The organism is Winogradskyella psychrotolerans (assembly GCF_018860565.1).
GTDB classification, from domain to species: Bacteria; Bacteroidota; Bacteroidia; order Flavobacteriales; family Flavobacteriaceae; genus Winogradskyella; species Winogradskyella damuponensis.
The window spans coordinates 164,512-178,700 of the sequence record NZ_JAHKPS010000009.1 but is presented as its reverse complement, the minus strand read 5'-3'; the positions used below and the strand labels follow the sequence as shown (position 1 = coordinate 178,700).

The window sequence follows — 14,189 nt, the reverse complement described above, 5'->3', positions numbered from 1 at the left end:
TAATCAAACTTCAAACTTCAAACTTCAAACTTCAGCCTTTACACTTTACACTTTTTACTTCAAAAACTGCCCAGCAACCTTCTCAGCCTTTCGACTTTCAGCATAATCGTAAAACCCTTCTCCAGATTTTACACCTAATTTCCCTGCCATTACCATATTAACTAATAAAGGACAAGGTGCATATTTAGGATTTTTAAAGCCATCGTACATCACATTAAGAATAGATAAACAGACATCTAAACCAATAAAATCGGCCAATTGTAATGGACCCATTGGATGTGCCATACCTAATTTCATAACTGTATCTATTTCTTCAACACCTGCAACTCCGTTGTAAAGCGTTTCAATAGACTCGTTTATCATTGGCATTAAAATACGGTTAGCCACAAAGCCAGGATAATCATTCACCTCGGTTGGTACTTTACCCAAAGTTTTAGAGAGTTCCATAATAGTAGAAGTAACGTCATCACTTGTATTGTAGCCTCTAATAATCTCTACCAATTTCATAATTGGTACAGGATTCATAAAATGCATACCAATAACTTTGTCAGGTCTGGAAGTAACTGCTGCAATTTGCGTTATTGAAATTGAAGATGTGTTTGTAGCTAAAATGGTATTTTCATTACAAATCTCACTAAGTTGTTTAAAGATTTTTAGTTTTAAATCGATATTTTCTGTTGCAGCTTCAACAACTAAATCGGCATTTTTTACACCTTCTTCTGTATTTGTAAAAGTTGTAATTTTTTCTAAAGTTTCAGTTTTATCTGATGCGCTAATTTTTTCTTTAGCGACCATACGATCTAAGTTTTTGGCAATAGTATCCATGCCGCGTTTTAAAGATGCTTCACTAATATCAATAAGTTGAACGTTAAATCCTGATTGTGCAAAAGTATGGGCAATTCCATTACCCATAGTTCCTGCGCCTATAACTGCTATGTTTTTCATTAAAAAATTTAATTTTTATTCCTGTAAAAACAGGAATCTGTTAATCTAATATTTATCTGATTTGATAAGATTTTTGCTTTAAAGAGTGCTAGAACTGATTAATAATCATATTGGCAACTCTTAAAGCTTCAGTACCATCATGTAAAGTTACAATTGGCTTTGTATTGTTATTTATGGCATCTGCAAATGTTTCTAGTTCGTCTAGAATAGCATTATTGTTTGCTATATCTGGATTATCAAAATAGATTTGTTTTTTAATGCCTTCTGCATTTTGTAGTATCATATCAAAATCACCTGGATTTTCTGGTGCATCTTTCATTTTAACCACTTCACACTTCTTTTCAAGAAAGTCTACAGAAATGTAAGCGTCTTTTTGAAAGAAACGGGTTTTACGCATATTCTTTAAAGAAATTCGACTTGCGGTTAAATTAGCAACACAACCGTTTTTAAATTCTATACGTGCATTGGCAATATCTGGAGTTTCACTAACTACTGAAACTCCACTTGCAGAAATATGTTTAACAGGAGATTGAACAACACTTAAAATAATGTCAATATCATGAATCATTAAATCTAAAACTACAGGTACATCTGTACCACGAGGATTAAATTCCGCAAGTCTATGACATTCTATAAACATCGGATTTACAATCTGATTTTTAACTCCTATAAATGCAGGATTAAAACGTTCTACATGGCCAACCTGACCTTTTACTCCGTGTTCAGCAACCAAAGTTCTAATGGTTTCGGCTTCTTCAACAGTGTTGGTGATTGGTTTTTCTATAAAAATATGCTTTCCTTTTTTTATGGCTTGTTTTGCACAATCATAATGCGAAAGCGTAGGAGTTACAATATCTACAACATCTACGGCATCTATTAATTCGTCAATAGAATCGAAGTAGGTATAGCCAAACTCTTTAACTACACGTTCTGCATTTTCTGCATCTGCATCATAAAAGCCAACAAGGTCATATTTATGAGATTGGTTAAGTAGTCTTAAATGAATTTTACCAAGGTGACCAGCACCAAGAACACCAACTTTGAGCATGTTTTTCTGTTTTTAACAAAAATAGTCGTTTTCGTTCAGAAATTGAAAAAAGAAAATATAAAATACTACGAAATTAATAAGTGTCTAGATTTCAAAGATGAATTGAATCAGGAGAAAAAAACAGGAACTTTCATTTTGAAGTTTGAATAGTTTTGAAGTATTTTTACCTTAAACTAAACTACGCTTTGAAAGATACATTTAAGCATCAAGGGATGCGCCAACAACTCGTTGAAACTTTAATAAATAAAGGCATAAAAGATAAAGCTGTTTTAAAAGCTATAGGTAAAATTCCTAGGCATTTTTTTATGGATTCTAGTTTTATAGATCACGCTTATCAAGATAAAGCATTTCCTATTGCTGCAGATCAAACCATTTCTCAACCTTATACGGTGGCTTTTCAATCTGAATTATTACAAGTAAAGGCAGGCGATAAAGTATTAGAAATTGGAACAGGTAGTGGTTACCAAACTGCTGTGCTTTTAGAGCTAGGCGCAAAGGTTTTTAGTATTGAACGTCAGCAAGAATTGTTTAAAAAGACGTCTAAGTTTTTACCAAAAATTGGTTACAGAGCAAAAAGTCTCATATTTGGCGATGGTTATAAAGGAATGCCAGATGAAGCTCCGTTTCAAGGTATTATTGTTACTGCAGGTGCGCCGTTTGTTCCAAATCCATTATTAAGTCAATTAGCCATAGGAGGTCGCTTGGTCATTCCTGTTGGTGATGATGTACAAGTAATGACTATGTTTATTAGAAAAGGACCAAAGGAATTTGAAAAACATGAATTTGGTGATTTTAGGTTTGTTCCTATGTTGGAAGATAAGAATTAGTTATTTATTTTAAGAGTTTAGAGCGCTTCGCTGTTAGAATTAAGATTTGATTTGCAAGTAGGTTTTAAAAGTTGAAAAAACTAACGTTTTAGACATTTTGGTTTTGTAGTAAGTTTTTTATTCCACTTTTATTTTTATTTCTGTCGATTCAAAGGATTTACCTTCAATCCCATAAACTGTTCTACAGTTTCCTTTAATTAAAATGATTGGATTATCGAGCAAATAAATTTTGTCTATTTTATTCTTTATTTTCAATTCAGAAATTTCAATCACTATTTCTTTTTCCGTTTCAGAAATGGTACCTAATAATTTTTTTTCAAATGGATTTTCCTTTGATATGGTATATTTATCTATATATTCACTATCATCTCCAGTCAAACTCGGTCCTTCAACAAAACGTTTTTTTAATTCCTGATTAAATCCAAGTTGTTCAGCTTTTGACAAAAATGAAATTTCAATATTATTTAGATTTTTATAGAGTCTGATGGTTTTTTCTGCTTTGATTGGTGCAATTCGGATTGTTAATTCAAAGTTATCATTAGATTGATACGTTTCTTTGTCAAATTCCATATACAGATTGGTGTCTTCAAAATCATTTTTTGAGCAACTAAATGCTAAAATTGAAAGTAGTAAAATTGTCAAGGTATTCTTCATTTTAAATACACTACAATTAATAAATATCAATATTCTTATAAAAAACTAAACCATACTAATTAGTTGCCTTCGTAAAAGCTTCTTTTCCGCCAACAACGGGTAAAGTCAATGTCGTTTTGTCTAATTTAATAGTTAGCTCAGTTCCTGCTTTTGGGTGTAAGGTAAATTCTTTATCACTAGAAAAGATCATAAAACCAATTTGTTGCCCAGCTTTAATGATTTGATCATCTGGTTGTAAATCGAAATTTACAGTGTAAAATTTTCCGGGTTCTAAATCTTCTTCATCTGTTATTGACTTATAATTTTTTGGATCTGCCCATCCACGTGTTATAATATTTTTAGTGATTTTTTTAGCATCTTCTTCCCAAGGTAAGGATACTAACCAAACCGAAAGATTTGCGGCAGGTTTATCGCTAGATAACGTTATACTCACTTTTGTTACACCTGAAATATGAAGGTCGTTTTTTAACTTAGGAGTTACATATAATAGTCTATTTTTTGAGTAGGCTACTTTAGCAAGTTCACTACCAGAAATCGCTGCATCGTCAGATAGAGTTTCATCTTTTTTAGAACCAGAATTAAGCGTTAAACCACCAGACATTACTCCTCCTGCCGTTAGATTAAATGTGACATCAGAAGCTTCAGGATTAGGATAATCTTTATATGCTGTAGGTTGTTGTTGATTATTGTATTCTCTTACGATATAAGCTTTGTTTTCTACTTTTTCAATACCATTATCTATACCATGAAGGTATTTGGTAAACCATTTGTTCATCATAGAAGTTGGAGGTGGTCCTCCATGTCCATTTTGATGATAGTAAATCATAGCTGGTAAGCCTTTTTCTTTTGCGGCTTTATAAATTCGGTAGCTGTGTTCTGGCATTACATTCCAATCGTTAAAACCATGAGACATTAATAAGGCAGCTTTCATGTTATCCATTTGGTTGAGATAATCTCTACCAGCCCAAAAATCATTATAATCACCTGTTGCTCTGTCCATACCATTTTTCATTTCGGTATCTCTAACAGTTTCATTATTATAAGGTCTATTTTCTTCTTTACCACTATGTACAAAATCGTATAATACATCAATATCTTCACCTAAATAGCCACCTGGCGAGCGTACCAAACCATTAGAGCGGTAATAATGATAGTATGACGTGTTTGGAGCAATAGGAATGATAGCTTCTAAGCCTTTAACTCCAGTGGTTGCTGCTGCTAGAGGAAGTGTTCCGTTATAAGAAGTGCCTGTCATGCCTACTTTACCTGTAGACCAATACGCTTTTACTTCTTCATTGCCTTCGCGTTCTGTGTACCCTTTTGCTCTGCCACATAACCAATCAATTACGGCTTTTGGCGCTAAAGATTCGTTTTCTCCGCCAATAGTTGGTGCACCATCAGACAATCCTGTCCCAGGAGAAGAGGAATGTACAACGATATAGCCTCTTGGTACCCATTTTCTGATATGTGAATTTGAAATAATTGGGCGTTTTCCACGACGTGTAACTTCGGGATGAACACGTTCTTTTGCCGTTTCTCCTAATTCTATATTAACGTCCCACATTACTCCGGGTAAATCTGCTGCAACACCAGCAAAGTAAGGACTTGTAACGTAAACTATTGGTAGTTTTAAACCTTCAGTTTCCGTTTGTTCAGGACGAGTTACAGACACATGCATACGGTCTGGCTTTCCATTACCATCAGTATCAAACGTTGTTTCGACCCATAAATCGTGACGAAGCCATTTTTCTGGATTGTTAAAAGCTTCTACAATTTGGGCTTCTCCATCTTTAAAAATTGGTGTGGCTTTTTTATTGGCGACTTGAGCGCAACTAGCGATTGAAATTGATAAGGCTATGATTAGTGTTGCAATGAATTTTGGTGAAGTCGTCATAAAAGAAAAAATTTGTAATATGTTTTGATAAAAATAGGTGGAATAAATCAGAACCCAAATAAGTTACATCTATTTTTGTGAGGGATAGACTTATTTTTAGAAGTTATCTAGAAAAACAAACTCCTAAAGACCAGCTTTAGGAGTTGAATTGTGATACTTCTATTTGATTATTTGATGTTTCCAGCTGGCTCCACTAATGTCTGTTATTTTTAATGTGTAGTTTCCTTTTGGTAAATTTTTAATTTGTGAAGCGTTAAATTTTAGTTTTGCTTTAGCACCCAATGGCACAATTAAGCTGTGTTTTCCGGGTTTAATTTTCGCTATATAATAATTGTCTATTGTATGTTTAGGAAGTGCTGCTAACTCATTTTGTGTATAATCTATCACTACATTGTTTTGTGGGTCTATAAGCTCTATACTAATAATCCATGCTCCATAAACATCAACTCCTTCAACTCTAAAAATATCAAAGGAAAGTTCATCATTTTTTAATTGTCCTTCTGTAATTTCAAGTTTTGGCTTTACAGATTTGTTGTGTAAAGTTCCCCAAAGTCCCCCGTGAAATACTTGATTGGTATATAAGGTTAATCCTAAAATTAAAAATGAGCCTATGATTACCACTTTAGAAAAGACACGGTATTTAATAGGAATTAAACCAGATCCTAGCCAAGCAAACCATTTCTTTTGGGTAAAAGCGAAGTTCTTCTTCATTAAATAATTATCTAAGGATAATCGACCACTTCCTGTTAAGAACAAAAGAAATCCTGTAGCAATACCAAGTACTCCAATTTGCCATTCGTCTAGGCAGGTGGTACCAATCCAACCAGAACCTAAAAGGATTCCCATGGCTAGACTAAAAACCCCAATACTCATAAGTCGAGTAAATAGTCCGAAAATAATAAATAAGCCAACAATACCTTCAATAATAGTGAAAGCGACCATGTTATACCAAAGTATATCTGGATTTTCAACCAAATATTGAATAATAGGTTTTATACCTAAAGCGTTGGGGAGAAAGTGATTAAATTTTACACCAATATATCCTGCAAGTTCAGGATCTAATTTATCAGCTAAAATAGTGCGTCTAAAAAAAGCAGAAAAATAAGTCCAACCAATGACCATTCTGACTGCAAGGGCTAAGAAACCCGAATCGTTTTTAATATGTGAATTCATTTTTTTTGTATCTATAATTGTATTAATAATTTTCTACTAGCTGAGATTGCTAGATTTAAGTCTGAAGAAAATTAATTATAGATAAGCTTTGTTATTTTGAAAGAGAATATAGTAAGGGGCTAAAGGCGGAATTTCGGCTCTAGCATTATAATACTTTGCTATTGGTCTGTCTGAAAGCGCAATAGTTGTTGTGTTAAATTGAGAGGTGTTAATCCCTAAATCTTGTGAAAGTTGTAAGCTGTAATTTGCTTTTGAAATTACAGAATTGACGTCTGAATACACATTACAAGTCCCGTTTTTTAAAGCAGACCTGCTTTTGTTTGAAACCTCTGTTTTGGTAACATCAAAAACCTCTTGAATAGAATTGCGAACTTTGCAAGGTGAAAAAACTAATAGCACAACTAAGCCTGTTACGGATAGGAGAGCGGTAAGTTGTTTTATTTGACTTTGAAATTTCACCTTACAAATATGATGTATAGAAATTTAAAATTTTTAAAAGATCTGTTAATTTTTGTTATGCTGTTATAGAAGATTAATTGCGCAGCTTTAAAATAATGATGTCTCAATTAATTTTGGGGTAAATAAGCTTCAGGTATAGGGTTTTCTTCAGATTCTTGTTTCCAGTATAAGTTTATAATCCACCAACGTTTACCATCATTAAATAATTGAATACTGTTAATGCCGCGCATTAATGGTTTTTCGTCTTCTTTGCTCTTGTAAGATTCGTATGTGCTAAAAATATGAGCAAAGTCTCCAAAAACTTGAGTTTCACGTTTTATTTCTAGTTCATAAAAACCGTTATTTACAAGCCATTTTCCAGAGGTTTTAATATAATCTTCGGGCGACATGTAACGTACAGTCGTTTTTTTGTCCTTTTTGCCTATAGGAATGAGCTTAGCGTCTTTTCTAAATAAGTGTTTAAATAGCTTCCAATTACGTGCTTCACCTTTGTCACCAGAAATTACGGAATATAAAGTGGCAATTGTACTGTCTATAGTAGTGACTTTACTTGAGTAGTCTTTCTTTTCTTGGGCTGAAAGATTTAAAGTTAACAGAACTATAATAGCTATAACTTGTTTTTTCATCACTGTTGATTTTGATTTTCTGTAAATTATTTATTCTATTCGTTTATAAAAATAAGAATAATTACCACTAACAGATGTTACTATACGGCCTTCTTTTTCATTTCCAATATAACTTGCAGAGACATACGTTTTTGTGGTATCAATGGTATAATTCCAAGCGCGTTTGTCTTTATAAACTAAAGTTGTAAGTCCCGAAAAGGAATCTATGAAGTCGCTAAATTTTAAGGTTTCTTTTGAAACGATATGTTTTTCAGAAATAGTATCTTTATAGAAAATGATGTGTTTTCTAGTGATTTCAATATATTTTTTTGTTTGTTCTTCTGCTTTAGATATGATACAATCTTGACAAACTACTTTTACAAATTCCCATTTGCCTTCAAGCTGTGATATGAGCTCAATCTGCTTGTCTATTTTTATTGAATCGAGTTTCTATTTTATTTTAAACATTTTAGAATTGAGATAATCAAATTCAGAAAGTAAGGCTGATGTTAGAGAATCTTTTGTATGCGTAAATTCTAAATCATCAATATTCTGACTAAAAAGTGTAAAACAAGCAATAAAAGCTATACCAGCTAGAACCTTTTTTCTCATCTTACTATCATTAAAAGAATTTTAAGCCAAATACAATAGCATCACTCTGGAATCCACTTTGATAGGAACGTAAATAATCTACGCGTAACAACCTCCATTTTCCCCAACCAATATTATCTATACCAACAGAATACTCTTGATAAGGTTTAAAATCAGGTATTGCTAATACATGTGCTCCTACAATTAAATTAAAATTAAGCTTATTAAGTAAAGGTACTTTTCCTAGTAAAAAGCCATTAAAATCGTGTTCTATATGGCCTTCAAAATAAGCGTCGTTTGTGCTTGCAGAATAATAGTCTAAGTTGTTAAAAACGTTGGTGTAATTGCCGTCTAAGTTTACGTGTGTTTGGTTACCGTTAAAGTGTTGGTAATCTATAAACGCAATATCGTCGGCATTAAAAAACGTTCCTGCTTTTAAGTTATACATTAGTCTGCCTTTATCTTTTATAGAGAAGGACTGCGTAAGACTTGCTTTAATTTGATCAAAATTGTAATCACTATTTGTTGCACCAAAGCCTTTTTCGTAGCCTAAGTATAAGGTAGGATAATCGTCATTACTGACATTGTATTTGGCATCAGGATAGCTTAAATATTCTTGACCAAAATTAATGCGTGCCGTAATGCTTCCTTTTATAATATGGTGCGTTTCAAAAGGAGCAACACCAAAAGCAGTTTCGTCTAACGGATTGTTGCTGGTATACGCATCATTTTTGTCGTTAAAAAACGTTTGGTCTGTGGTGTTAAAAAGTGCTTTTCGTCTTTCGTAGCTTAAGCCTGAATACAATCTAAAGCCATTAAATAGTTCTTCGGAATAATTAAGAGAGAGATGACTCTTGTCGTACAATTTCATGTAATTATCTTCAAAGAACAATGTGCTTACCGAATTAATTAATGGAGAAATAGGATTTGAAGGATTAAATTGTTCTACTGTAACTCCTCCAGATAATGTTAAAAACGCATTACTAATGCTGTTGAACTTATACGTTAATGCACCTGTGGCACGTAGACGCTCGTCTGAAAATCCGTATTGAATATTTCCACTAGCTCTAAAAAAGCGGTTGTAATCGTCGTAATTTTTAGTGTAAAACACATTGGCATTAGCCGTGTAACCTTGAACAGTATTAAACTGTACACTACCTAAAATAGGAACATTATAACCTAAGCGGTAATCTTTATGCGAATTTTGATATGTATAGCCTAAAATATTACCCAATTTAAATTTGTTGTTGGCACGATCTAAAGAATCTAAATACGGTTTAGACTCATGAAGCGTTTGTATGCTGTCTTTTTTAATGTAATCTGTACGTTCTTCGAGTGTTAGTGGTACAGGTCTAATGGTATTCCAAAAGATAGAGTCTTTTTTGTTGGCTTCTTTTTCAAAAGCGACAATTTCTCTGCTAAAATCTTTTCTAGTTAGTCCTGTATTAAATTCGTAATTACTATAAACAGCTGTAAAGCGTCCATCCCCTTTAATACCAAACATACCAAATCTAAAATCGATACTTTGTGAAATAATGGCCCAAATATCTTCTTTTTCAGAATAAGAAAAACTTTGTTTTAATGTTATTAAATCTGCCACAGGAATTCGTGCTTGCACACCTGTAACACTCAATTCAGTAGCGTAAATAGACCATTGGTCTTCAACAATATAAATAGCTCCAGAAAATACGGGATCGTTTTTACGTTTTGGAATTACCTTGATTTTATTGATAAGATGACCTCTATCATCGTAAAACACGCCTTCTAATTTATAACGGTAATAGCTAAAAGCATTATTTGCAATAGGTGAAATAATTTCGTTACCCAATTCAATGGTGTTATTATAGAAATTAAAATCGACATCTAAAGCGCTATTAAAACTAAACCCATTATCATCTCCACTAACTTTTGATGCTGTGATTTTTTCTTTCAATTTATCAGGATTTAAAAACTGAATTTTAGAAATAGTTTCAGATAAGTAGATTATGCCACTACGTGTAGAGTCTAATGCGCCACCTAAATCTCCAACATCTTGGCCTAATATTTTTTCGGGAGCGTCTTTAATTTTAATTAAACCACGAGAGTAAAAATCTGCTTTAAATGAGTTTATTTTTTTTAAGTTTCCCTCTCGTTTTGCAATTGCTTGTCGCATGATTTCATTTGCAGGGTTGTCTTCTGCGCTAATTACAACTTCGGTAAGCGAAACGGACTCTTCTTCTAAAGTAACATCTATTTTATACGGAAATTGGTCTATAGTAACGTCTTTTTTTACGGTTTTATACCCCAAATAGCTATAAACTATAGTATACTTTTTTGGTGTTGAGATATTGAGTTCGTAATAGCCATCGTCATTACTTGTAGTGCCCTTATAGGTATTTTCAATAAGAATGTTTACAAATGGAAGAGGCACGTTGTTTTGATCTGTAATATGTCCTGTGATTTGAGCAGAAATAAAAGTACTAAAAGCAATAAGGAAAATACTGAGTAGTTTTTTTATCATAGTGTTTTAATTGATGACGTTTGGTTAAGACACGAATTTTTATTACAAAATTTATGCCTTTATATTCTTATAGACGTAATTTTATAATAAAAGGTTGCTTAAGTGGTTTCAAACTTAGAATAAAAAGGCTAATAAAAGTTATAGGAACCTTAAAAAATTATCGGAAATCTTTTTTAATTCGATCTAAATTACGCTTGTTATCACGATCTTTAATCGTTTCGCGTTTATCGTAGAGTTTTTTACCTTTTGCAATAGCAATGACTAATTTTGCTAATCCTTTTTCGTTAGTAAATAGACGTAATGGAATAATAGCAATGCCTTTAACATCCATTTCTTTTTTTAGCTTTTTTAACTCTTTTTTGTTGAGTAGCAGTTTACGTTCTGCTTTAGGCCTGTGGTTGTAGTAGTTACCGTATGCATATTCTTCAACAGTCATGTTTATTACAAATAGCTCGCCTCTATCATTAAACTCACAGAAACTTTCAGCAATAGATGCCTTACCAGACCTAATAGATTTAATCTCGGTTCCGGTAAGTACAATTCCAGCGGTATATTTATCTAATATTTCGTACTGAAATTTTGCTTTCTTATTTAATATGTTAACTGTTTTTTGCATGGTTGACAAAGATAGTTTTTTAGTTATTAGTTGGAAAGTTTCATAGCGGTAAAAGTTTTGTGAAAATATAAGAAGTTTAATTGTAATCTTACCTTTGGTTTTGCGACTCTATATATTTAAAAACGATGCTCTAATGAAAAATTATCTCATAGTCCTATTTGTGTTTATGCTTTTTAGCTGTAAAAACGAAACTTCAAATGACATTAAACCTCAAATTGAAACGGTTAAAGCTGTATTAACAGCTGATGATATTATTGATAAATCGATTGAAATTTCTGGAGGTGAAAATTTTGAAAAGTCGAGTCTTAAATTTGAGTTTCGTGATATTTATTATCAAGCCTTACGTAAAAATCATGAATTTCTTCTAGTCCGAATTACAGTAAAAGATAACGATTCTATTTTTGATATGTTAAGCAATGTCGGTTTTGAGCGTTATAATAATAAAGCCTTTGTAAAGCTTGAAGATTCAATAGCTCAAAACTATGAAGCTTCAGTTAATTCTGTACATTATTTTTCAGTTTTACCTTATGGTTTAAATGCTAAAGCAGTGAATAAAACACGCTTAAAAAATGAACAGATTAAAGGTAAAGACTATTATAAAATTAAAGTAACATTTAATGAAGAAGGCGGTGGTGAAGATTATGAGGATGTTTTTGTTTATTGGGTTGGAGTAGAGGATTTTAAGGTAGGTTACCTAGCGTATTCATATAATGAAGACAAAGGCATTGGAATGCGTTTTAGAGAAGCTTATAATGAGCGTTATGTCAATAGTTTACGATTTGTAGATTATAACAATTACAAACCTGAAGACACCTCTATTCCTTTAGAGAATTTAGGAAACGCTTTTGAGAATAATCAACTAAAATTATTGTCTAAAATTGAACTTAAAAATGTGGAGGTTAAGTTAATTAACGACTGATAATTCGGAAGTTTTTTCTTCTTTTTTTATTGTTACTTTGTATAAATTGGCATTGTTGTCATCAGCAATATCTGCGTATTTTTGTTCACTTAATAAGCTATTTGCAAGCTTTGGGATGGTGTTGCTGTGACCAACAATAAGTACCGTTTTTCCTTTAGTCTTATCTAAGAATTCTTCAGTCATAAGATTAGAGGGATTATAAAATTGAATATCAATATTATTCAATTTTGCAGTTGGTATAGCGGTTTGTGTAGTTCTATTATACTTTGTAGAATAAATAGCATCAAACTTCACATTTTTGAGATGTTTAGCCCAATTTTCTGCTCGTTGTAAGCCTTTTTTTGTTAAATCTGGGTTTTTATTGGTTTTATCTGAGCGATCTTTTTCTGCATGTCTAATTAAATAATAAGTTGTAACAATGTCTTCGTTTGTCTCTACTTTTTCTTTACAAGAAGAAAATACAACCAAAGAAACTAGTAATATTGTAATTAGTTTTTTCATGATAAGTGGAATGTTTATAGATTTTAATTAGCTACAAGTTACTAGAAAATAATTTAGGCCAATTCTAAAGCAACTTCAATCATACTTTTAAAAGTCGTTTCGCGATCTTTGCTCGTTGTTTGTTCTCCTGTAACTAGTGAATCTGAAATGGTTAAGATAGCCAATGCGTTAGCGTTATGTTTTGCAGCAACGGTATATAATCCTGCGGCTTCCATTTCTACACAAAGCACTCCAAATTTAGACCATTTTTTAAAGGCTTCTTTGTCGTCTTCGTAAAATTCATCTGAAGATAAAACATTACCAGCTTTAATTGGAATATTTTTAGCACGAGCAGCTTCTACAGCTTTCATAAATAATCCAAAATCTGCTGTGGGCGCATAATCTGCACCACCAAATCGTAGTTCGTTAACTCCAGAAGTAGATGAAGCAGCCATGGCTAAAACGACATCTCTAATTTTTACATTTTCTTGGTAAGAACCTGCGCTACCAACTCTGATAAGGTTTTTTACGCCGTATTCTGTGATAAGTTCATTGGCATAAATAGAAATGCTTGGAACTCCCATACCTGTTCCCATTGTAGATATACGCTTACCTTTATAGGTTCCTGTATAACCCAACATACCTCTAACTTTGTTAAAGCATGTTGGGTTTTCAAAAAATGTTTCGGCTATCCATTTTGCTCTTAAGGGATCACCCGGAAGTAGTATGGTTTCTGCTATCTCTCCTTTTTTTGCTTCGATATGTACACTCATATCGCAAAGTTAAGAAAAGTGTTTCAATTAATATGAAGCATTTGAGGGTATATTATTCATCATGGCTACACCTGAAGAAGTGCCAATTCTATCGACACCAACTTCAATATATTTAAGGGCTGTTTCTGTGTCTCTAATGCCGCCTGAAGCTTTAATTTTAAGCTTATCTTTAACCGTTTTTCTCATTATTTTAACGGCAGTAAGTGTAGCACCACTTTTAGAAAATCCGGTTGAAGTTTTTACGAAATCGGCTTTAGCATCTACGCATATTTCACAAGCTTTTACAATCTCATTTTTAGAAAGTTCACTTATTTCAAGAATAACTTTTAAAGGAGTTAAGCCTATAGCGCGTTTTAAATTGGCAATATCTTTTAAAACGGCAACATAGTTTTTACTTCTAAGACGGCCAATATTCATTACCATATCTATTTCAGTAGCACCTTGCTCTATAGCATTCTTGGCTTCAAATATTTTGGCTTCAGTAGACATGGCTCCAAGAGGAAAGCCTACAACAGTACACACTTTTACTTCAGATCTGCCAAGTGCTTGTTTAGCAATAGCTACATAACAGCTATTTACGCAAACAGAATAAAAGTTATATTTTAAAGCTTCTTCGCAAAGTCTAAGGATGTCTGATTCTGTTGCAGAAGCACTTAATAAGGTGTGGTCTATGTATCGATTTAATTCCATTGTATAAGGTTAGGG

At 32.7% G+C, this 14,189-nt stretch carries 15 protein-coding genes; 2 read left to right on the top strand and 13 right to left on the bottom strand.

The features are described from left to right. Positions 1-54 precede the first annotated feature (54 nt). A complete protein-coding gene (locus tag KO504_RS03305) occupies positions 55-945 on the bottom strand; it encodes a 3-hydroxybutyryl-CoA dehydrogenase (protein ID WP_215924901.1) in 891 nt (296 codons plus the stop codon). Between the two features lie 88 nt (positions 946-1,033). After that, complete coding sequence (locus KO504_RS03300) at positions 1,034-1,993, bottom strand: Gfo/Idh/MocA family protein (protein ID WP_215924900.1); 960 nt, start codon at positions 1,991-1,993, stop codon at positions 1,034-1,036. A gap of 185 nt (positions 1,994-2,178) precedes the next feature. On the opposite strand from KO504_RS03300, the gene KO504_RS03295 reads away from it, so the two are divergent. After that, a complete protein-coding gene (locus KO504_RS03295) occupies positions 2,179-2,820 on the top strand; it encodes a protein-L-isoaspartate(D-aspartate) O-methyltransferase (RefSeq protein ID WP_215924899.1) in 642 nt (213 codons plus the stop codon). Between the two features lie 117 nt (positions 2,821-2,937). On the opposite strand, the gene KO504_RS03290 is transcribed toward KO504_RS03295, so the two are convergent. The 8 genes from KO504_RS03290 to smpB all read right to left on the bottom strand — a co-directional run bounded on the left by KO504_RS03290 (position 2,938) and on the right by smpB (position 11,312). Then, the gene (locus tag KO504_RS03290) at positions 2,938-3,390 is read right to left on the bottom strand and encodes a hypothetical protein (protein WP_215924898.1); all 453 of its coding nucleotides are present in this window, start codon (positions 3,388-3,390) and stop codon (positions 2,938-2,940) included. Positions 3,391-3,529: 139 nt separating this feature from the next. Next, positions 3,530-5,368: a Xaa-Pro dipeptidyl-peptidase gene (locus KO504_RS03285; RefSeq protein ID WP_215924897.1), complete on the bottom strand. Its 1,839-nt coding sequence runs from the start codon at positions 5,366-5,368 to the stop codon at positions 3,530-3,532. Between the two features lie 159 nt (positions 5,369-5,527). After that, on the bottom strand, positions 5,528-6,541 hold the full coding sequence (locus KO504_RS03280; RefSeq protein WP_215924896.1) for a TQO small subunit DoxD: 1,014 nt from the start codon (positions 6,539-6,541) through the stop codon (positions 5,528-5,530). Between the two features lie 75 nt (positions 6,542-6,616). Next, positions 6,617-7,000: a hypothetical protein gene (locus KO504_RS03275; protein ID WP_215924895.1), complete on the bottom strand. Its 384-nt coding sequence runs from the start codon at positions 6,998-7,000 to the stop codon at positions 6,617-6,619. Positions 7,001-7,107: 107 nt separating this feature from the next. Beyond that, entirely contained in the window at positions 7,108-7,626 is a 519-nt protein-coding gene (locus KO504_RS03270) for a hypothetical protein (RefSeq protein ID WP_215924894.1), read from the bottom strand. Positions 7,627-8,055: 429 nt separating this feature from the next. After that, the gene (locus KO504_RS03265) at positions 8,056-8,217 is read right to left on the bottom strand and encodes a hypothetical protein (protein WP_215924893.1); all 162 of its coding nucleotides are present in this window, start codon (positions 8,215-8,217) and stop codon (positions 8,056-8,058) included. A gap of 10 nt (positions 8,218-8,227) precedes the next feature. Next, positions 8,228-10,696, bottom strand: a complete 2,469-nt coding sequence (locus KO504_RS03260) for a DUF5686 and carboxypeptidase regulatory-like domain-containing protein (protein ID WP_215924892.1) — start codon at positions 10,694-10,696, stop codon at positions 8,228-8,230. A 157-nt stretch (positions 10,697-10,853) separates the two neighbouring features. Further along, positions 10,854-11,312: an SsrA-binding protein SmpB gene (gene smpB, locus KO504_RS03255; protein WP_215924891.1), complete on the bottom strand. Its 459-nt coding sequence runs from the start codon at positions 11,310-11,312 to the stop codon at positions 10,854-10,856. Between the two features lie 133 nt (positions 11,313-11,445). Between smpB and KO504_RS03250 the strand changes: the two genes are divergently transcribed. Then, the gene (locus KO504_RS03250; protein WP_215924890.1) at positions 11,446-12,231 is read left to right on the top strand and encodes a DUF6503 family protein; all 786 of its coding nucleotides are present in this window, start codon (positions 11,446-11,448) and stop codon (positions 12,229-12,231) included. Here KO504_RS03250 and KO504_RS03245 read toward each other — a convergent pair. From KO504_RS03245 to deoC, 3 genes are read right to left on the bottom strand one after another with little or no spacing between them, the layout of a single operon-like run. Beyond that, complete coding sequence (locus KO504_RS03245) at positions 12,217-12,732, bottom strand: SixA phosphatase family protein (protein ID WP_215924889.1); 516 nt, start codon at positions 12,730-12,732, stop codon at positions 12,217-12,219. The genes KO504_RS03250 and KO504_RS03245 overlap by 15 nt on opposite strands. 53 nt (positions 12,733-12,785) lie before the next feature. Further along, the gene (gene deoD / locus KO504_RS03240; RefSeq protein WP_215924888.1) at positions 12,786-13,484 is read right to left on the bottom strand and encodes a purine-nucleoside phosphorylase; all 699 of its coding nucleotides are present in this window, start codon (positions 13,482-13,484) and stop codon (positions 12,786-12,788) included. A 27-nt stretch (positions 13,485-13,511) separates the two neighbouring features. Further along, the gene (deoC, locus tag KO504_RS03235; RefSeq protein WP_215924887.1) at positions 13,512-14,174 is read right to left on the bottom strand and encodes a deoxyribose-phosphate aldolase; all 663 of its coding nucleotides are present in this window, start codon (positions 14,172-14,174) and stop codon (positions 13,512-13,514) included. Positions 14,175-14,189: the final 15 nt, after the last annotated feature.